The organism is Hamadaea sp. (assembly GCF_013362815.1).
Lineage (GTDB): Bacteria > Actinomycetota > Actinomycetes > Mycobacteriales > Micromonosporaceae > Hamadaea.
On record NZ_JABFVK010000070.1, the window covers coordinates 1 to 18,441 of the forward strand.

20 protein-coding genes are annotated in these 18,441 nt (G+C 69.0%); 8 read left to right on the top strand and 12 right to left on the bottom strand.

The window, feature by feature from the left end; genetic code table 11:
- Positions 1-707 precede the first annotated feature (707 nt).
- The 5 genes from HOV77_RS28115 to nadA all read right to left on the bottom strand — a co-directional run bounded on the left by HOV77_RS28115 (position 708) and on the right by nadA (position 5,091).
- Positions 708-1,220, bottom strand: coding sequence for a Clp protease N-terminal domain-containing protein (locus tag HOV77_RS28115; RefSeq protein WP_290866992.1), 513 nt, complete (start codon positions 1,218-1,220; stop codon positions 708-710).
- Positions 1,221-1,222: 2 nt separating this feature from the next.
- Complete coding sequence (locus HOV77_RS28120) at positions 1,223-1,471, bottom strand: helix-turn-helix domain-containing protein (RefSeq protein WP_290866995.1); 249 nt, start codon at positions 1,469-1,471, stop codon at positions 1,223-1,225.
- Between the two features lie 94 nt (positions 1,472-1,565).
- Positions 1,566-2,201, bottom strand: coding sequence for a DUF3043 domain-containing protein (locus tag HOV77_RS28125; protein ID WP_290866997.1), 636 nt, complete (start codon positions 2,199-2,201; stop codon positions 1,566-1,568).
- A gap of 43 nt (positions 2,202-2,244) precedes the next feature.
- Complete coding sequence (gene murA / locus HOV77_RS28130; RefSeq protein ID WP_290867165.1) at positions 2,245-3,591, bottom strand: UDP-N-acetylglucosamine 1-carboxyvinyltransferase; 1,347 nt, start codon at positions 3,589-3,591, stop codon at positions 2,245-2,247.
- A 330-nt stretch (positions 3,592-3,921) separates the two neighbouring features.
- Complete coding sequence (gene nadA / locus HOV77_RS28135; protein WP_290867000.1) at positions 3,922-5,091, bottom strand: quinolinate synthase NadA; 1,170 nt, start codon at positions 5,089-5,091, stop codon at positions 3,922-3,924.
- Positions 5,092-5,155: 64 nt separating this feature from the next.
- Between nadA and HOV77_RS28140 the strand changes: the two genes are divergently transcribed.
- Together HOV77_RS28140 and HOV77_RS28145 are read left to right on the top strand one after the other, a co-directional pair.
- A complete protein-coding gene (locus HOV77_RS28140) occupies positions 5,156-6,238 on the top strand; it encodes a glycerate kinase (RefSeq protein WP_290867002.1) in 1,083 nt (360 codons plus the stop codon).
- A 66-nt stretch (positions 6,239-6,304) separates the two neighbouring features.
- On the top strand, positions 6,305-6,832 hold the full coding sequence (locus HOV77_RS28145; RefSeq protein WP_290867005.1) for a hypothetical protein: 528 nt from the start codon (positions 6,305-6,307) through the stop codon (positions 6,830-6,832).
- On the opposite strand, the gene HOV77_RS28150 is transcribed toward HOV77_RS28145, so the two are convergent.
- The gene (locus HOV77_RS28150; protein ID WP_290867007.1) at positions 6,823-8,340 is read right to left on the bottom strand and encodes an MFS transporter; all 1,518 of its coding nucleotides are present in this window, start codon (positions 8,338-8,340) and stop codon (positions 6,823-6,825) included. The two genes, HOV77_RS28145 and HOV77_RS28150, sit on opposite strands and share 10 nt — an antisense overlap.
- Positions 8,341-8,427: 87 nt before the next feature.
- On the opposite strand from HOV77_RS28150, the gene HOV77_RS28155 reads away from it, so the two are divergent.
- From HOV77_RS28155 to HOV77_RS28165, 3 genes are all read left to right on the top strand, one after another.
- A complete protein-coding gene (locus tag HOV77_RS28155) occupies positions 8,428-8,886 on the top strand; it encodes a MarR family transcriptional regulator (protein WP_290867009.1) in 459 nt (152 codons plus the stop codon).
- Between the two features lie 44 nt (positions 8,887-8,930).
- Entirely contained in the window at positions 8,931-9,290 is a 360-nt protein-coding gene (gene erpA, locus HOV77_RS28160; protein WP_290867012.1) for an iron-sulfur cluster insertion protein ErpA, read from the top strand.
- A gap of 156 nt (positions 9,291-9,446) precedes the next feature.
- Complete coding sequence (locus tag HOV77_RS28165; protein ID WP_290867014.1) at positions 9,447-10,424, top strand: carbohydrate kinase family protein; 978 nt, start codon at positions 9,447-9,449, stop codon at positions 10,422-10,424.
- 100 nt (positions 10,425-10,524) lie between these two features.
- On the opposite strand, the gene HOV77_RS28170 is transcribed toward HOV77_RS28165, so the two are convergent.
- The 3 genes from HOV77_RS28170 to HOV77_RS28180 form a co-directional block, all read right to left on the bottom strand.
- On the bottom strand, positions 10,525-11,976 hold the full coding sequence (locus tag HOV77_RS28170) for an endo-1,4-beta-xylanase (protein ID WP_290867016.1): 1,452 nt from the start codon (positions 11,974-11,976) through the stop codon (positions 10,525-10,527).
- 91 nt (positions 11,977-12,067) lie between these two features.
- Positions 12,068-12,298 carry a sulfurtransferase TusA family protein gene (locus tag HOV77_RS28175; RefSeq protein ID WP_290867018.1) on the bottom strand — a complete coding sequence of 77 codons (231 nt, stop codon included), beginning with the start codon at positions 12,296-12,298 and terminating at the stop codon, positions 12,068-12,070.
- Positions 12,295-13,467: an aminotransferase class V-fold PLP-dependent enzyme gene (locus HOV77_RS28180; protein ID WP_290867021.1), complete on the bottom strand. Its 1,173-nt coding sequence runs from the start codon at positions 13,465-13,467 to the stop codon at positions 12,295-12,297. Before HOV77_RS28180 ends, HOV77_RS28175 begins: the two co-directional genes overlap by 4 nt.
- A 167-nt stretch (positions 13,468-13,634) precedes the next feature.
- Between HOV77_RS28180 and coxB the strand changes: the two genes are divergently transcribed.
- Entirely contained in the window at positions 13,635-14,507 is an 873-nt protein-coding gene (coxB, locus tag HOV77_RS28185) for a cytochrome c oxidase subunit II (protein ID WP_290867168.1), read from the top strand.
- 13 nt (positions 14,508-14,520) lie between these two features.
- Positions 14,521-14,946, top strand: coding sequence for a cytochrome c oxidase subunit 4 (locus HOV77_RS28190; RefSeq protein WP_290867024.1), 426 nt, complete (start codon positions 14,521-14,523; stop codon positions 14,944-14,946).
- Positions 14,947-15,099: 153 nt separating this feature from the next.
- On the opposite strand, the gene trpD is transcribed toward HOV77_RS28190, so the two are convergent.
- Genes trpD through HOV77_RS28205 form a run of 3 tightly spaced genes read right to left on the bottom strand, consistent with a single transcriptional unit; the run spans position 15,100 to position 17,681 of the window.
- Complete coding sequence (gene trpD / locus HOV77_RS28195) at positions 15,100-16,170, bottom strand: anthranilate phosphoribosyltransferase (RefSeq protein ID WP_290867027.1); 1,071 nt, start codon at positions 16,168-16,170, stop codon at positions 15,100-15,102.
- A gap of 59 nt (positions 16,171-16,229) precedes the next feature.
- A complete protein-coding gene (locus tag HOV77_RS28200; RefSeq protein ID WP_290867171.1) occupies positions 16,230-16,640 on the bottom strand; it encodes a hypothetical protein in 411 nt (136 codons plus the stop codon).
- 48 nt (positions 16,641-16,688) lie between these two features.
- A complete protein-coding gene (locus HOV77_RS28205) occupies positions 16,689-17,681 on the bottom strand; it encodes a cytochrome c oxidase assembly protein (protein ID WP_290867030.1) in 993 nt (330 codons plus the stop codon).
- 131 nt (positions 17,682-17,812) lie between these two features.
- Here HOV77_RS28205 and HOV77_RS28210 point away from each other — a divergent pair, with 131 nt between their 5' ends.
- Complete coding sequence (locus tag HOV77_RS28210; RefSeq protein WP_290867033.1) at positions 17,813-18,430, top strand: heme-copper oxidase subunit III; 618 nt, start codon at positions 17,813-17,815, stop codon at positions 18,428-18,430.
- Positions 18,431-18,441: the final 11 nt, after the last annotated feature.

Here is an 18,441-nt window from a genome sequence, read left to right on the forward strand (position 1 = left end):
TACCGCCGCCGCTGGCGCCGCCGCTCCCGCTCCCGCTCCCGCTGGTGCCGCCGCTCCCGCTCGGTCCCCGTCCCGTTGATCATGAACCTAAGGGTGGTCTCGACGGTGTGTCGTGACCCGAAACTCCATGATCAACGGGGTCGGCCGAGTCTGCGGCAGTTCCCCGAGTGGTAGTGCCGAGGCGGATTCGGGCAAACGGATCGGACGCCCAAGATCGTCGGCAGCCGACGATCGTGGGCGTTTTACTGAGCTGATCGTCGGGACCCGGCGATCATGAAGGCGCGCAGCCCCAAGACTGTCGGAACCCGACGATCACGGACGCCGGCAGCATGAAGGCGCGGCTCCAAGATCGTCGGAACCCGACGATCACGATGGGGCGCGCAGCGCCGCGAACGGCAGCGCGTAACCCGCCCGCATGGCCCCAAGACCGACGCCGACCGCCCGGACTCGCGGCACCCACGGTCAAGTCAAGATCGAGTGCCCGTAGCCAGCCGCAGATCACCCGATTTGGAGGTCATGATCCCTTGGCCAGCGCCAAATCGCCCGTCCAGCGCTGGGAACGGGTACTCGATCTGAAGAATCGGACGCCCGAAAGCTGATCCAGGGAACATGATCTCGACCGGCGAGCGAGTTGATCAGGGATCAGCGGAGTCGATCAGGGTGAAAGGGACACGACACGCCGGACGAGAACGACCATAGGTTCATGATCAACGCGAAAGGGCGGTGAGGACCTCGTCGCGAAGAGCCGCCGGGTCGATGCGCGCCGCCCGCAGGACCTCGACCGCGCGCCCGTCCTCACGGATCAGCGCCAGTAGCACGTGACCGTCGCCGATATGATCGTCCTTCCGGTGGATCGCCTCGCGCAGGCTCAGTTCCAGCACCTTCTTCGCCGCCGGGCTGAACCCCACCCGTCCGCGTACCGGTCCCGGCTCGTCGAGCACACCCGCCCCGAACGCCGCCTCCAGCTTGTCGCGCACGGCCGCGAGGTCGATTCCGATGGCCGCCAGGGCCTCGGCGTCCAAACCCTGAATCATCTGGTACGCAGAAAGCCGGGTGAGTCCGTGGCGGGTCAGGACGGCGCAGGCGACGCCGTCGGGCTGATCGAGCAGGCCGAGCAGGAGATGCTCCGGCCCGACCTGGTCGGCCCCGAGGTCGCGGGCGGCTGCTTGGGCGTGCAGGACGGCCTGCCGGGCGTCTTGGTGGAACCGCTGGAACGGCATCGCTACTTCTCCCCTCCGAAGAGTCCTCGGCCGCCGCCGAACTTCTTGTGCACCGCTTGCCGGGTGACGCCGAGCTGGGCCGCGATCTCCTGCCAGGTCCAGCCGAGGTTGCGGGCGTGCCGCACTTGGACGGCTTCGAGCCGCTCGGCCAGTTCGCGCAGGGCGCGTACCGCCCGGAGCCCGACGGCCGGATCGGTGCTGCTCGCCGCGGTGGTCAGCCGTTCGGTGGCTTCGCGATCGGTCTCGCTCATGCCGTCAACTGTAGTTGACACGCCCGAAGCCGTCAACTTCGGTTGACACGGAGGGTGAAAACAAAGCCCGCACTGAGGCGGGCTTCGTTTCGGGTCAGATCGCTTCGCCGAACTTCTTGCGGGCCTGCGGCATCCGCAGCCGGCGGAAGGTGATTGCGCGCATGAACGCGTAGAAGTACAGCGACCGCATCGAAACGGCCGGCTTGGCGATGCGCTCGCGGACGAGGCGGCTCACCTTGCGGCAGATCAGCACCGTGTCGACCAGCGTCGCGAAGGCGATCGCGAACCAGATGAGCTGGGCGTACATGACGAAGGTGGGGTTGCCGGTGCCGGTGCCGAGCAGCACGACGAAGGCGCTGCCGAAGAACCAGGTCCCGATCGTCCGTCGGCTGTCGACGATGTCGCGGACGAGCTGCTTCTCCGGGCCCTTGTCGCGGGGCATCAGGTAGCGCTCTTCGCCGGCCTTCATCCCGGCCATCGCCTCGGCGCGCTCCGAGCGCTGCTTGGACCGCATGCGCTTGTACGCCTCCCGCTTGTTGGCGGGCGGCGGCTCCGGCTTGCGGCGGCCGTCGGTGCGCTTGGGCGTGGCCTTGCCCTTGCCGGGGGTGAACCCCTTCGAGAGGCGCTCGGCCGTCTCCTCAGGGGTCTCCTCGGCGGTCACCGAGGTGACCGACTCCTCACCTGAACCGGTCAGGGAGTCGGCGGACTTGCGGCGGAAGAGCGTAGACACGCGACAAGAGTAGCCGACCGAAGTCGGACTTTCCCGCCGCCCGTCATGCCGTCTGGGTCACCGGCCGCTCGGCCCGCGCGCCCAGGCCCGCCAGCTTCGCCTCGAAGTCCTCGTAGCCGCGGTTGATCAAGTCCACGCCGTGGACGCGGGAGGTGCCCTCGGCGGCGAGCGCGGCGATCAGGTGGCTGAACCCGGCCCGCAGGTCCGGGATGACGAGGTCGTGGGCGTGGAGCTTGGCCGGGCCGGCGATGACCGCGGAGTGACGGAAGCCACGGCGGCCGAAGCGGCAGGCGGAGCCGCCGAGGCATTCGCCGTACACCTGGATCGTCGCGCCCATCTGGTTCAGCGCGTTGGTGTAGCCGAACCGGTTCTCGTAGACCGTCTCGTGCACCACCGACAGTCCGTTCGCCTGGGTGAGCGCCACCACCAGCGGCTGCTGCCAGTCGGTCATGAACCCCGGGTGGACGTCGGTCTCGATGGCCACCGGCTTCAGATCGCCGCCCGGGTGCCAGAACCGGATGCCGCCGCCGACCGGGTCGTCGTCGACCTCGTACCCGCCGCCGATCGAGCGGAAGACGTTGAGGTAGGTCATCATGTCGGCCTGCCGTGCGCCCCGGACGAGGATGTCGCCCTTGGTCGCCAGGGCGGCCGAGGCCCAGCTCGCCGCCTCGATCCGGTCCGGGATCGGCCGGTGGGTGAACCCGGTCAGCCGCGGCACGCCCTCGATCTCGATCACGCGGTTGGTGTGGACCTTGATGATCGCGCCCATCTTCTGCAGTACGCAGATGAGGTCGACGATCTCGGGTTCCACCGCGGCGTTGGCCAGCTCGGTCACGCCCTCGGCCAGGACTGCGGTGAGCAGGATCTGCTCGGTCGCGCCGACCGACGGGTAGTCGAGGGTGAACTTGATGCCGTGCAGTCCGTTCGGGGCGGACAAGTGCAGCCCCTCCGGCGTCTTGTCGACCAGCGCGCCGAACTGCCGCAGCGCCTCGAGGTGGAAGTCGATCGGGCGCGGTCCGATGTGGCAGCCGCCCAGGTCGGGGATGAACGCGTGGCCGAGCCGGTGCAGCAGGGGCCCGCACAGCAGGATCGGGATGCGGCTCGACCCGGCGTGGACGTTGATCTCGTCGATGCCGGCCCGCTCGACGTTGGAGGGGTCGAAGATCAGCTCACCGTCCAGCTCGCCGTCGGTGACGCGTACGCCGTGCAGCTCCAGCAGCCCGCGCACGATCTCGACGTCGCGGATGCGCGGGACGTCGAACATGCGGCTGGGGGTGTGGCCGAGCACCGCGGCCACCATCGCCTTCGAGACGAGATTCTTCGCGCCCCGGACCCGGACTTCACCGGTCAGGGGAGTGCCACCGGTCACGACGAGTACGTCAGACAACACGACCTCCATGGGCGCGAAGAAAGGGGGCAGGGCTTGGGAACCGCCGAAGCATACTCCCGGAATCCGTCTGCGTCAGAGGAGTCACGCCGATTCGGGAATAGCCGGAATCACTGATCACGCACCGGAACGGCAATGTTGCGCGCCGTGTCCTTTTCGCGTTTCCCGAGTCGCTCCGGTCCAGAATGGACTCTGGTGACGCAGTCGGAATCGCTCGATCCGCCTCATGTCTATTGAGGACAGGCGACGCCACCTTCTTCCCGTTGATCATGAACCTAGGGTCCGGCTATGGGCTTAAGCCGGACCCTAGGTTCATGATCAACGCGACAATCGTCAGGGGAGGGCGAGCATCTGGTCGAGGGCGACCCGGGCGTTGTGCGCGGTGTCGGGGTCGACCGTGATCTGGTTGGGCACCCGGCCCGCCACCAGTTCCTCCAGCGCCCACACCAGGTGCGGCAGGTCGATGCGGTTCATCGTCGAGCAGTAGCAGACCGCCTTGTCCAGGAACATGATCTGCTTGTCCGGGTGGGCCAGCGCGAGGCGGCGTACCAGGTTCAGCTCGGTGCCGACGGCCCAGGCGGAACCGGCCGGCGCGGCCTCGATGGTCTTGATGATGTACTCGGTCGAGCCCACGTAGTCGGCGTTCGTCACGACCTCGTGGCGGCACTCCGGGTGCACCAGGACGTTGACCCCCGGTACGCGTTCGCGCACGTCCTGCACGGATTCCAGGGTGAACCGGCCGTGGACGGAGCAGTGCCCCCGCCACAGGATCATCTTCGCGTCTCGCAGCTGCTGCTCGGTGAGCCCGCCGTTCGGCTTGTGCGGGTCGTAGAGGACGCAGTCGTCGAGGCTGTAACCCATCTCGAGCACCGCCGTGTTGCGGCCGAGGTGCTGATCCGGGAGGAAGAGCACTTTGGAGCCCTGCTCGTACGCCCAGTCCAGGGCGCGCTTCGCGTTGGACGACGTGCAGACGACGCCGCCGTTGCGGCCGACGAAGCCCTTGATGTCGGCCGACGAGTTCATGTAGGTGACCGGCACGACCGACTCGGAGATGCCGAGATCCTGCAACAGATCCCAGCACTTCTCGACCTGGCTCAGCACCGCCATGTCGGCCATCGAGCATCCGGCGGCGAGGTCGGGCAGGACCACCTTCTGCGCGTCGGTGGTGAGGATGTCGGCGGACTCGGCCATGAAGTGCACGCCGCAGAACACGATGAATTCCGCGTCCGGCCGGGCGGCGGCCTCGCGGGCGAGCTTGAACGAGTCGCCGGTCACGTCGGCGAACTGGATGACCTCGTCGCGCTGGTAGTGGTGACCGAGCACGAAGACGCGGTCGCCGAGCGCGGCCTTGGCGGCCTGGGCCCGGGCGACCAGGTCGGGGTCGCTCGCGGGCGGCAGCTCGCCGGGGCATTCCACGCCGCGCTCGGAGGCAGGGTCACTGCCCCGGCCGAGCAGCAGCAGCGCGGTGGCGGTGTTGCTTGGTTCAACCCATGTGGTCGTCACAGCGCAATCGTCCCACGCAGCGTGGGGTGTGACAGAGGTCCGCGCGATGTGATAGGCACCGCACATGCGTCTGCTGATCTGCCCCGACAAGTTCGCCGGGACCCTGAGCGCGCCCGACGCCGCCGCCGCGGTGGCCGAGGGGTGGCGGTCGGTACGCCCGGACGACGATCTCGTGCTGCGTCCGCTGGCCGACGGCGGCCCCGGCTTCGTGGACGTCCTCGCGGCGGCGCACCCCGAAGGAACTCACCCGGAAGGAAAGCGCTTTCCAGTGCCGACGACGGATCCGCTCGGCCGGCCGGTCGAGGGCGAGATCCTGGTGGTGGGGGAGACCGCGTACGTGGAGAGCGCGCACGCGTGCGGACTGCATCATCTGAGCCCGGCCGAACGCGATCCGCGGCGAGCCAGCTCGGCGGGGTTGCTTGCGCTGCTCACGGCGGCGGCCGAGGTGGACGGCGTACGGCGGATCGTCATCGGGCTCGGCGGCAGTGCCACCAATGACGCGGGCGTACGCGTGCTGGCCGGGTTCGGCCACCCGGAGGCGCTGGCGGCGTACGCCGGAAACGGGAGCCAGGCCGGCGGCGGGACGAAGACGCTGGACGGCATCGAGCTGATCGGGGCGACCGACGTCGACAACCCGCTCATCGGCGTACGCGGGGCCAGCCGGGTCTTCGGGCCGCAGAAGGGCGCCGATCCGGCCGCCGTCGAGGAGCTGGAAGCCGCCCTGGTCAGAGTGGCGAACGTGCTGCCGGAGGGCATCGCCGAGACTCCCGGCGCGGGGGCGGCCGGTGGACTGGGCGCGGCCATTCTGGCCCTCGGCGGCCGGTTGACCTCCGGCATCCAGCTCGTCCGCGACGCCATCGGCCTCGACGTGGAACTTCAGCGGGCCGATCTGGTGATCACCGGCGAAGGCTCCTTCGACGAGCAGTCTTTGCACGGCAAGGTCATCGACGGGGTCGCCGGGGCGGGCGCTGCATTAGGCGTACCAGTCGTGGTCATCGCCGGACGAGTCACCGCGGAACCGGCGGCCTGGCGCGCGGCGGGTGTGACGCGGGCCTGGTCGTTGTCGGAGGAGTTCGGCCTGGAGCGGGCCTTGGGCGACGCGCGGGGCTGCGTGCGGGAGGTGGCCGCGCGGCTCGCAGTCGGATAGCCGTCGGCAACCGGCGGACGCCGAGTGACGTCTTCCCCATCGAACTACTTCGAACGGGGGTTCGTCATGAAGTTGCTTCGCCCGCTGCCGCTGCTCCTGATCGCCTTGGCCTTGGCCGCCTGCGATCCGGCCGGACCCGTCTCGGCCTCGTCGGCCGCCCCGGTGGCGGTGACGCTGGGGCCGGCTGGATACGGGGAGCTGAAGCTGGGCATGACCCCGGAGCAGGCCCAGGCCACCGGGCTGATCAGCGAGCCGGCCGGATCGGCGGGCACCGCCTGCGGCCGGTACGCGTATCTGAAAGGGGCCGCCTCCAACGGAACCGAGGGGCGGCTGTTCTTCTCGAAGAAACTTGGGCTCGCCGCGATCTACGGGTACGCGGGGATCAGCACCCCGGAAGGCGTCGGGATCGGCGCCTCGTACGGGCAGCTGCACGCGGCGTATCCGGAGTGGAAGCCGGTCGACGGCGGCGAGCACGACGGCCGGGGACTGGTCGCGGTGCCAGGCAACCCGGCCGCCGTCTACCGGATAGAGGTGTACGGCGGCCGGGTCGTCCAAGTGGCGGTGCAGGCCAAGGATCAGGACTGCTACGAGTAGCTCGGCTCCAGCTCCTGATCGGTGTCGACCGCCTCGACCGCGGGCTCCGGCTTCTTCGCGCCGTGGCGTACGCCGAGCAGAGCGACGAGCAGCCCGGCGACGGTGACCGCGGTGATGACCGCGATCGCCGGGCCGAACGCCGACGGCACCCGGCCGGGCTGGATCACCTCGTTGCCGACGATCGCCGTGGTGACCGCGAGGACCAGCGCCCCGCCGACCTGGAACGAGGTCTGGACCAGGCCGGAGGCCAGACCCTGTTCCTCGTCGGCCACCCCGTTGGTGGCCTGCACGTTCATCGACGAGAAGGCGAGCGCGAAGCCGACGCCCAGCAGCAGCACGGTCGGCAGCATCCGCCAGTAGGACGACGACGCGTCGACGCCGAGGAAGGCGGCGTACGCCAGCACGAACGCGCCCATGCCGCCGGCGATCAGCCGGCCGGTCCCGAAGCGGGTGATCAGCCGGCCCATCAGCGAACCGGACGAGGCGACCATGAGCCCGGCCGGCAGCAGCGCCAGCGCCATCTGCAGCGGCGACCAGCCGAGGACGGCCTGCAGGAACAGCCCGAGCACGAACTGGAAGCTGATGTACGCCCCGGCGACGGTGACGGCGGCGACGTTGGCCCGGACGAGGGTGCGGTTGCGGAAGATGCCCAGCCGGACGAGCGGGTGCTTGATGCGCTTCTCGACGGCGATGAACGTGGCGAACAACAGGGCTGCCACTGCGAACGAGCCGAGCGTACGCACGGAGCCCCAGCCCTGGGCGGGTGCGTTCACCACCGTGAACACCGTGAGTAAGAGCGCCGCCGTCGAGGTGACCGCGCCGACGATGTCGTGCCCGCCGGTCGCACGCTCGCTGTTGCGGGGGATCAGCTTCAGCCCGGCCGCCAGCGCGATGAGCGCCAGGGGAGCGGGAAGAAGGAAGGTCGCCCGCCAGTTGATCTCGGTGAGCAGGCCGCCGAGGATCAGGCCGGAGGAGAAGCCGCTGGCGCCGAAGACCGTGTAGATGCCGAGGGCTCTGTTGCGTACCGGGCCTTCGGGGAACGTCGTGGTGAGGATGGACAGCCCGGCCGGCGCGGTGAACGCCGCGGCCAGCCCCTTGACGAACCGGGTGGCGATGAGCAGCCCGCCGTCGTCGACGAGCGCGCCGAGCAGGGACGCGGCGGCGAAGACGCCGAGCGCCACGAGCAACGCCCGGCGGCGGCCGAGCAGGTCGGCGGTACGCCCACCGAGCAACAGCAGACCGCCGTAACCCAGGACGTAGCCGCTGACGATCCACTGCAACGACGCGGTGGACAGGCCCAGGTCGGCCTGGATGGCGGGCAGGGCCACACCGACCATCGAGACGTCGAGGCCGTCGAGGAACAAGACGGTGCACAGGACGAGCAGCGTGCCCCAGAGCTGCGGGGTCCATCGGGCGCCGGGCTGGGTATTCGGGACGGGACCGGGCACACCTGCGTGCCGGCCGCGCTTGTTGGTGGTTCCTTCTGCCGATGACTCGGTGACGATCATGCCGGGTAACTTACATGCACCCGCAACCAATGCGCAAACATAAAATGCTCTCGCATGTTGTGCAGGCGCATGCTAGGCTTCGGCCTTGTGAGCCCCGAGATCGTGGACCTTCAGGCGCCACCGCACGTCCGGCAGTGGCGTGACCTGGCGCGCCTGTTCGCCTCGACCTCGTGCCAGCTCGACAAGGCTCTGCACGACCAGCACGGCCTCGGCATGAGCGAGTTCGAGATCCTCGACCGGCTGGCGGAGGCGCGCGAGTGCCCCGGCGCGGCCCGGATGCAGGAGCTCGCCGAGGAGGTCCACCTCAGCCAGAGCGCGCTGTCCCGCGCAGTCGACCGGCTGGAGCGGGAGGGCCTGGTACTGCGCCAGTCGTGCGCCACCGACCGCCGGGGTGTCTTCGTTCACATCACCGACGCCGGCCGCGAGCGCTGGCAGCGGGCCTGCCCCACGCAACGGGCGGTCCTGGCGGAGACACTCGAGGAATTCGGCCGTGATTTCGGACCACTCGGCCGGGTCGCCCACAGGGAATCGTCGCAGGCGAGCTAGCGTTGGCCTTGGAGACGACGATCGCAACAGATCAGGGAGCACTCGTGACCAGTCCTACCACCCAGTCGCAGGAGAGCGTGACCGGCATCCTCCTCACCGATGTCGCCGCCGGCAAGGTCAAGGCCCTGCTCGAGCAGGAGGGTCGCGACGACTTGCGGCTGCGCGTCGCGGTTCAGCCCGGTGGCTGCTCCGGTCTGCGCTACCAGCTCTTCTTCGACGAGCGTCAGCTCGACGGCGACGTGATCGCCGACTTCGACGGAGTCGAGGTCGTGGTCGACCGCATGAGCGCCCCGTACCTGTCGGGTGCCACGATCGACTTCGCCGACCGGATCGACGCCCAGGGCTTCACCATCGACAACCCCAACGCGCAGGGTTCGTGCGCGTGCGGTGACTCGTTCCACTGAGCCACCTCTCATCGTGCGGTAGTGGCGGGCCGTCACGTCGTCTTGGCGACGTGGCGGCCCTCTTTCGTGCCGTTTGCCGGTAGGCTGGCCCGGCGCTGGGCACGCCATGCGGTGTCCCCCGCCCGTCACCGTTCGCCAACATATCGAGGGCAGCCAATGAAGATCGCCGTCACAGGCTCGATCGCCACCGATCATCTGATGCACTTCCCGGGTCGATTCGCCGACCAGCTCATCGCCGACCAGCTCGACAAGGTCTCGCTGTCGTTCCTGGTCGACGACCTGGTCGTCCGGCGCGGCGGGGTGGCGGCCAACATCGCCTTCGGCATGGGCCAGCTCGGGCTGAGCCCGACCCTGGTCGGCGCGGTCGGCGCCGACTTCGCCGACTACCGCTCCTGGCTCGAGCGGCACGGGGTCGACTGCGGCTCGGTCCATGTCAGCGAAGTGGCCCACACGGCGCGATTCGTCTGCACCACCGACGAGGACCTCTGCCAGGTCGCCTCGTTCTACGCCGGCGCCATGAGCGAGGCGCGCAACATCGAGCTGGCCCCGGTCGCCGACCGGCTCGACGGCATCGACCTCGTCCTGGTCGGTGCGAACGACCCGGCCGCGATGCTGCGTCACTCGCAGGAGTGCCGGGAGCGGGGCTACCGCTTCGCCGCCGACCCGTCCCAGCAGCTGGCCCGGATGCCCGGCGAGGACGTCCTGCACCTCATCGACGGCGCGGAGTTCCTGCTCACGAACGAGTACGAGAAGTCGCTGCTGGAGCAGAAGAGCGGCCTCACCGACGCGCAGGTCCTCGACCGGGTCAAGATCCGCGTCACCACGCTCGGCAAGAACGGCGTCGAGATCACCGGCCGGGACATGGAGCGCATCCACGTCCCCGTCGCCCGGGAGATCCACGCGTACGACCCGACCGGTGTCGGCGACGGATTCCGGGCCGGCTTCTTCGCCGCCCTCTCGTGGGGGCTCGGCCTCGAGCGTGCGGCCCAGGTCGGCGCGCTGCTGGCGACGCTCGTCCTGGAGACCGTCGGCACCCAGGAGTACGAGGTCCGCTCGGACATGTTCGTCAAGCGCCTCGCCGAGTCCTATGGGGACGACGCGGCCAACGAGGTTCGGCCGCACCTGCCCGCGTAGTTCTTGCGGCGCTGTCTTGCGGCGCTGGATCAGGGTTCTCGGTCGAATCTTGAGCGGAATACGACCCAGATCCCTGATCCAGCGCCATTTCCGGCGTCAGCTAAGAGCAGGTGACGTTGTTCAGCGTGAACGCCGCCGGGCTGCTGTAACTGCCGCTCCATCGGCCGTTGAAGCCGAAGCTGGTCGACCCGTTGGCGGGGATCGTCGCGTTGTAGGACAGGTTCGTGGCGGTCACCGCCTGGCCGCTCACGGCGTACGTGGCGTTCCAGCCCGACTGCGTCAGCGTCTGCCCGGACGGCAGGCTGAACCGCAGCGTCCAGCCGCTGACCGGGGTGGCCGAGGTGTTCGTCACGGTGATGTTCGCGGTGAAGCCGCCGACTCCCGTGCCCTCGGTCCACGGGCTGGCCGAGTAGACGACCTTGCAGCCGGTGGGCGGCGCGGGCGTGGACGGCGAGGGGCCGGACGGCGACGGCGACGAGGTGCTCACGATGCCGCCGAGCGCCTTGAAGATCGCGGTGTACGCCGGCTTCTTCGCCAGGTTCTCGTCCCACGGCAGGGCTGCGCCCTGACCGGAGAAGACCGACGGCACCCAGGAGTACTTGTCGGTGTAGTCCCAGATGGTGATGCCCACGCAGCGGTTCACGGCGAGGCAGGCGTTCACGACGTTGGTGTAGTAGGTGGACTGAGTGGCGTCCTTGGTCGCGTCGCGCGGCAGGATCATGCGGACGTCGAGCTCGGTGATCGCGACGTCGAGTCCCAGGTCGGCGAAGCGCTGCAGGTTGGCCTGCATGTTCGTCGGGAAGCCGTACTGGATCGCCAGGTGGCCCTGGAAGCCGATGCCGTCCAGCGGCACGCCCTGCGCCTTGAGCGAGGAGGCCAGGTTGTACATCGCGTCGGCTTTCGCCCCGGTGCCGTCGGTGTTGTAGTCGTTGATGTACAGCTTCGCCGTCGGGTCGGCCGCCCGCGCGGCGCGCAGCGCGGTCGCGATGTATCCGCTGCCCATGGCGTTGTAGAAGACACTCGTCCGGAAGGTGCCGTCCTCGTTGAACGGCTCGTTCACGACGTCCCAGGCGTACACCTGGCCGGCGTAGTGCGTCGCGACCTGGGTGATGTGGTTCTCCATGGCCGCCTGCACCTCGGTCGTGGGCAGGCTGGACACCCAGCTCGGCAGCTGGTTGTGCCAGACGAGGGTGTGCGCGCGGACGATCTGGTTGTGGCTCTTGGCGAGGCTCACGACGGCGTCGCCCTTGGTGAAGGCGAAGGTGTTGCGGGTCGGCTCCGTGGTGTCCCACTTCATCGAGTTACCGGGGGTGATCTGGCCGAACTCGCTGCCGAGGATCGCGGTGTAGGCGGTGTCGGTCAGCTCCGGGTTGTCGGTGGCGGAGCCGAAATACTTGCCCTTGGCCGCCGCGAGCTGGTGCAGCGTCGGGTCGGCGGCCCGGGCCGTGGACAGGCCGGCGATCGGGGACACCGCGGCCAGCGCGGCGGTCACTCCCATGATCAGAATCAGGCGGGTACGCGTGGAGAACGCGCCCGCCGAGGATGAGGACATGGCGAACCTCCCGGGGCGGCCTCACTGGGCGGTGAGGCGGGAGAGTCAATGGAAGCGCTCCCAGAGATCGGTGTCAACCGATAGTTTCCGGCTAACTGCTTCGCCGCACGTCGAAGGCGTATTCGGCTGGAGACCCAACGAACTCCTGTCCCCGGAGGCGGCACCACGCCGGAATGTCGAGCGCGGCCGCCGGATCGTCGGCCAGTACGCGGATCACCTCGCCGACGGCGACCTGCGGCAGTCGCCGGGCCAGGGCAATGACCGGCAGGGGACAGCGCTGGCCGAGACAGTCCAGCTCATGAGGCTCGGTCGCGCCGCTCACAGCCCGGTCACCCCCGCCTCCTCGCGAAGCCGGGCGACGATCCCCGGCAGCTCGGCCAGGAACCGGTCGACCTGCTCCTCGGTGACCTCCCGATGCAGGGAGATCCGGACGTTGCCGTGCGACAGCGCCCCCATGGCGACCAGCACATGACTCGGTTCCAGCGTCGACGACGTGCACGACGAACCCGACGAGACGGCGTACCCGTGCCGGTCGAGCTCGCGGAGCAGCGATTCGCCGTCGACATAGAGACAGGAGAAGGTGACAAGGTGCGGGACCCGGTCGACGGGGTCGCCCACCACTTCGACATCGGTCACCGTAGCGGCGACCTGTTCCCGGATGCGGTCCACCAGCTTGCGCTGCCGGGCGGCCTCCGCTTCCGCTTCGGCCCAGACCGCTCGCAGGGCGGCGGCGGAAGCAACGATCGCCGGGAGGTCCGGTGCACCCGGTCCGTGCCCGGCCGCGCGCTCCGGCTGCGACCAGTGCGCCGACTGCGGCGGGTCGAAACGCGTACCGGTGCGGACGGCCAGCAGACCGACCCCGGGTGGTCCGCCCCACTTGCGCGCGCTCGCGGTCAGCATCGACCACCCGGTCGGCAACGGCGTCCGGCCCGCGATCACGGCCGCGTCGACCAGCAGCGGTACGCCGTGAGCAGCGCAGACTTCGGCAGCCTGGGTGACGGGCTGCAGCGTGCCGACCTCGTGACTGGCGGCGATCAGTGCGGCCAACGCCACACCATCGGCGGCGACCGCTGCCCGCCAGGTGTCCTCGTCGAGCCGGCCCAACCGGTCGACCGGCACGGAAACAGCCTGACCACCAGCGGAAACGTGATCATCGCCGGCGTGCAGGACGGCGGAGTGCTCGATCGCCGAATGCACGAAGACCCGCCCCGTACGCCGCCGCCCGGCCAGTCCACCCAGGACTGCCAGGTGCGCTGCGGCCGTTCCACTGGCGGTGAACGTCAGCTCCGCTGGGCGTACCCCTAGAACTTCAGCGGTCGCACCTCGCGCCGCATCGAGCAGCCCGCGGGCCCGGCGGGCCTGCGTGTAGAGCCGTGACGGATCGGCCCAGCCATCGGCGAGCGACGCGATCAGCGCCTCACGCGCAGCCGGATGCAGGGGAGACGCCGTCGCGGCATCGAAGTACGCGGACCGCCTTGCCTGCTCAGACATGCCTCCAACCTACTGCTCGCCGCAGACACGCCGACCCCAAGACCGAAACGGGACGCATGGTCGAGTAGTGTGCGACGCGTCGACAGACGCTTCGCCGGTCAACGGCCGGTAAGCGGCGGCAAGGGAGGCAGATCTAGGTGGCAAAGGGTCGGTCACGGGCGCTCGGTCTGAGCGCACTCGCCGTGGGAGCTCTGGCATTCCTCAGCGGATGCGACGCCTACGACGTCGGCAAGCCGTTCGGCGGCTTCGGCTGGCCGGACAAGACCCCGACTCCGCAGTCTCAGCAGATGTACGAGATGTGGATCTGGTCGGTGGTCGCGGCGTTCTTCGTCGGGTTCTTCGTCTGGGGCCTGATCTTCTGGTGCATCATCGTGTACCGCAAGCGTAAGGGCGACACCGAACTGCCGGTGCAGACGCGCTTCAACCTGCCGATCGAGGTGCTGTACTCGGTCCTGCCGTTCCTGGTGATCGCGGTCCTCTTCTACTACACCGCGGTGATCCAGACGAACGTGAACAAGCTTTCGCCGAACCCCGACGTCACCGTCGAGGTCGTGGCGTTCAAGTGGGAATGGCAGTTCAACTACAAGAGCGCGCCGGACACCGACAGCAGCGCCGCCACGATCGCCACGACGACCGGTGCCAGCGATTACGTCCCGGTGCTGGTCGTGCCGACGGGCAAGACGATCCGGATCGAGGAGACGAGCAAGGACGTCATCCACTCGTTCTGGGTGCCGGACCTGCTCTTCAAGCGTGACGTCTTCCCGGGCAACGTCCGGAACGTCTTCGAGGTCACCATCGACGAGCCCGGCTCCTATGTCGGCCGGTGCGCGGAACTCTGCGGCACCTACCACTCGATGATGAACTTCGAGGTCCGCGCGGTGTCCCCGGAGGACTACCAGAAGTTCCTGGACGCCAAGAAGGCCGGCAAGACGACGCCCGAGGCGTTGACGGCGATCGGCTCCGACCCTTACTCCACCACGACCTCGCCGTTCAACATGAAGAAGGACGCGCAGCAGGTCCCCGTGAGCACCGGCAACTGAGGGAGTACGCACGATGAAGTCTGAATGGCGGCTCTTCGGCGGCGTGGCGCTCTTCCTGGCGCTGTGCGCCCCGGTGTATGCCTGGTGGACCAACCACTCGCTCGGCCACGTGGACTGGGTCGGCACGGTCGCGCTGATCATGTCGACGCTGCTCTGCGCGATGTGCGGCGGCTACTTCTGGTTCGTCTCGCGGCGCATCGACCTGCGCCCGGAGGACCGGGACGACGCCGAGATCGCGGAGGGCGCCGGCGAGATCGGCTTCTTCTCGCCCGGCAGCTACTGGCCGTTCGGCATCGCGCTGTCGGCCACGATCGCCGGGGTCGGCATGGTCTTCTGGATGCCCTGGCTCATCGGAGCCGGCCTGTTCGGCGTCATTCTCGCCGCCTGCGCCATGCTCTTCGAGTACTACACGGGCACTCGGCGTACTGCTGAGCACTGACGCTTCGCTATAAAACGCCGCCCCCTTTCGGGGGCGGCGTTTTGGGTGTCCACGGCGATATCCCGGGATAACGCGGTCTTGCGCGCGAACAAGGCCGCGTTATCCGGCGTTCTGCGACGATCTTGGCGGCGTGAGCGCGGTGCGAGCGCAGTGTCAGCGGGTGTTGGCGATCTCGACCCAGGTGGTCAGAACCTTCGCCGCCGCACCGGAGTCGATCGCGGCGGCGGCCCGCTCTATGCCGGCCCGCAACGCCTCGGGCAGTTCGGTCGCCGGATCGGCAAACGGGGGACCGTCCACTCCGGCCACGGCCACCAGGGCGGCCGCCGAGTTGACCAGGACCGCGTCGCGTACGGGGCCGGTTTCGCCCGCCAGGAGGCGCCGGGCCACTGCGGCGTTGAACGGCGCGTCGCCGCCCCGCAGATCGCCGGGGGCGCTGCGGGGCAGACCGAGGTCCACGGCGTCCACGGTGGCCGTATGGATCGTGCCGCCGCGTACGACGTGCACAGTGGTGGGCGCAGCGGTGGTGAACTCGTCGAGTCCGTCCTCGCCGTGCATCACCAGTACCGAATCACCCCGGTCCCGGAAAACGCCCGCGACGGTGGACGCCAGACGGCTGTCCGCCACTCCGACGGCTCCAGCGCGGGGCCGAGCCGGGTTGGTCAGCGGGCCGAGCAGGTTGAACGCGGTGGGTACGCCCAGCTCTCGCCGGGTCGGACCGGCGTGCCGCAGACCGGGGTGGAAGCGGCCGGCGAAGCAGAACCCGATGCCGGCCTCCTCGACGCACCGCAGGACGTCGTCCGGGCCCAGGTCGAGCGGGATGCCGAAGTGCTCCAGCAGATCCGCTCCGCCGCACAACGACGACGCGGCGCGGTTGCCGTGCTTGACGACGGGAATGCCGGCACCCGCCACGACCAGCGCCGACATCGTGGAGATGTTGACGGTGTGCGCGCCGTCGCCGCCAGTGCCGACGATGTCGACCGCCTGAGCCCGCTGCGCCGCCGACAACGGCACTGCGGGCGCGTTGCGCAGCATGGTGGCCGCGAGCCCGGCCAACTCGGCCGGCGTCTCCCGCTTCGCCCGCAGGAGCAGCGCGAAGCCGGCGATCTGCGCCGAGGTGGCCGACCCGGCCATGATCTCCTCCATGGCCCAGGCCGCGTCGTCGGTGGAGATCTCCTGGGCGCGCGTCAGCGCGGACAACAGACTGGGCCAGGTGCGTTCGCCCATGGCGAGCCTCCTCCAGACGAGGTCGGGTGGGACCCGGCGGCGCTGGCGGGTCGCACGGATCAGGCAGACGCCGGGGACTTCTCGCGAAGCAGCTCGGCGACGGTACGACCGGTCGACACCGGGTCGAGCGGGTGCATGAGGGTCGCGGTGACCTTGGCGTACGCGGCGAGCCAGCGGTCGGCGGACCGGGCGATGACCAGCACCGTCGGCGGCGTGTCGGCCACCTCGTCGTGCAGCTGGCGGGCGATGCCCAGGCCACCGCCGGGCGACGCTTCGCCATCCAGCACCAGCAGGTCGATCTCGTACTCGTCGATCAGCTTCACGCACTCGGCGTAGGTCGACGCGTCGACGAATTCGACGCTCAGGTCGGCGGCGGGGCGTACGCCGATGGCCTGCCGCATGCTCTCGCGGACCGCCGGGTCGTCGCTGTAGAGCAGGACGGTGTGCCGCTGGGTGGGTGCTTCGGTCATGTCGAGGGCTCCCGCGCTGTCTGTCACGCGCGCAGCCGGGCTGCGCTGCTAGCTGGTTGCTGCCCGCTGATCGTACTCGGACGCCTGATGCGGTGTGAGACTGGTCATGTCAGCCGACTGTCCTTCTGACTGCTCCGCTGCGAGCTGGGCCGCCGCCGCTTCCTCACGGTCGAGCTGGCGGTCGACCCGGGCCGCTTCGCGTTCCGAGGCGCGGATCCACTGGACCACCAGTACGCCGAGCATCGTCACGCTGACGAACTCGCCGCCGGCCCAGAGGATGCCGCCCGCGGTCACCTGGTCGGAAGCCGGGTTCGCCCAGGTCAGACCGAGGGACGGGTAGTAGTCGCCGCCGAGCAGCAGCTTCTGCTGCATGATCGTCAGACCGAGCACGGTGTGAAACGGCACACTCAGCATCATCAGCAACGCCCGGCCCGGATACGGCCAGCGGCCCGGCAACGGGTCCAGCCCCAGCAGCGGCCAGAAGAACAGGCACCCCGTCGCGATGAAGTGTGCGTGCATGACCTCGTGCAACCAGGTGTGCTCGAGCGTCAGCCGGTACAGGTCGGTGAAGTACAAGACGAACGGGTTCGCCACGAAGATGGCGTACGCCACCAGGGGAAACGCCAAGACGCGCGCGACCCGGCTGTGGATCGCGGACATGAGCAGCGCCCGCGGCTTCTTGGGCAGCGTGCGAAGCGCGAGGGTGACCGGCGCGCCCAGGGCGAGGAAGATCGGCGCGACCATCCCGAGCACCATGTGCTGCACCATGTGCACGCTGAGCAGCGTGGTGTCGTACGCGCCGATGCCGGTCAGGGTGACCGCCGCGATCGAGCCGAGCCCGGCGCCGACGAACATGATCGTCCGGCTCACCGGCCATTTGTCGCCGCGTGCCTTCAGCCGGTGGACGCCGTAGAGATACCAGCCCCCGGCGAGCAGCAGCGCCGCCGCGAGCCATCCGTCTACTCTGGTCTCGCTGAAGATCGTTGTCGCCGTGAACGGCGGCAGGCCGCCCGTGACGGCGGCGATCAGGGTGGAGAACACCCCTTGAGGCTAGTCCCGCCGCAGGTAGGCGGCACGGCGGGGCGGTCGGCGCGGGTCGGCGGGATCACGACACGCCGCCTTAACAGGCACCCCGACGCCGTTCGATGCTGGTCGAGGATAATAATGACCGCGTGACTGCGGCCCCAGCTATCGCCAAGAGCGGGATCCACTCGTTGACCAGACCCAACATGGTCAGCGTAGGGACCATCGTCTGGCTCTCGAGTGAACTGATGTTCTTCGCGGCGCTGTTCGCGATGTACTTCTCCATCCGCGCGGCGGACTACAGCCAGTGGGAACACCACTTCCCGGAGTTGAAGTTCGGGTACGCCCTGACCTTCACGCTGATCCTCGTTGCGTCATCGGTGACCTGCCAGATGGGCGTCTTCGCCGCCGAGCGCGGCGACGTGTACGGCCTCCGGCGCTGGTTCACGCTGACGTTCCTGATGGGCCTGGTGTTCGTGCTCGGGCAGGCGAACGAGTACCGCAACCTGGTGCACGAAGGCATCAAGATCAACGGCGACGGCTACGGCTCGATGTTCTACCTCACGACGGGGTTCCACGGGCTGCACGTCATCGGCGGTCTGCTCGCCTTCATCATCTACATGATCCGCACCACCCTGGGCCGGTTCACCCCGGCGCAGGCGACCTCGGCCATCGTCGTGTCGTACTACTGGCACTTCGTCGACGTCGTGTGGATCGCCCTCTTCTTCATGATCTACATCCTCGAGCGCCTGGCCGGGCTCGGATGACCCGGCGCTCG

What these genes read in the sequence shown, in the direction of transcription:
- HOV77_RS28115 (WP_290866992.1), bottom strand. Translation starts at nt 1,220, where the DNA reads ATGCCGTTCCAGCGGTTCCACCAAGACGCCCGGCAGGCCGTCCTGCAC.
- HOV77_RS28120 (WP_290866995.1), bottom strand. Translation starts at nt 1,471, where the DNA reads ATGAGCGAGACCGATCGCGAAGCCACCGAACGGCTGACCACCGCGGCG.
- HOV77_RS28140 (WP_290867002.1), top strand. Translation starts at nt 5,156, where the DNA reads ATGCGTCTGCTGATCTGCCCCGACAAGTTCGCCGGGACCCTGAGCGCG.
- HOV77_RS28145 (WP_290867005.1), top strand. Translation starts at nt 6,305, where the DNA reads ATGAAGTTGCTTCGCCCGCTGCCGCTGCTCCTGATCGCCTTGGCCTTG.
- HOV77_RS28150 (WP_290867007.1), bottom strand. Translation starts at nt 8,340, where the DNA reads ATGATCGTCACCGAGTCATCGGCAGAAGGAACCACCAACAAGCGCGGC.
- HOV77_RS28165 (WP_290867014.1), top strand. Translation starts at nt 9,447, where the DNA reads ATGAAGATCGCCGTCACAGGCTCGATCGCCACCGATCATCTGATGCAC.
- HOV77_RS28170 (WP_290867016.1), bottom strand. Translation starts at nt 11,976, where the DNA reads ATGTCCTCATCCTCGGCGGGCGCGTTCTCCACGCGTACCCGCCTGATT.
- HOV77_RS28180 (WP_290867021.1), bottom strand. Translation starts at nt 13,467, where the DNA reads ATGTCTGAGCAGGCAAGGCGGTCCGCGTACTTCGATGCCGCGACGGCG.
- HOV77_RS28190 (WP_290867024.1), top strand. Translation starts at nt 14,521, where the DNA reads ATGAAGTCTGAATGGCGGCTCTTCGGCGGCGTGGCGCTCTTCCTGGCG.
- trpD (WP_290867027.1), bottom strand. Translation starts at nt 16,170, where the DNA reads ATGGGCGAACGCACCTGGCCCAGTCTGTTGTCCGCGCTGACGCGCGCC.
- HOV77_RS28200 (WP_290867171.1), bottom strand. Translation starts at nt 16,640, where the DNA reads ATGACCGAAGCACCCACCCAGCGGCACACCGTCCTGCTCTACAGCGAC.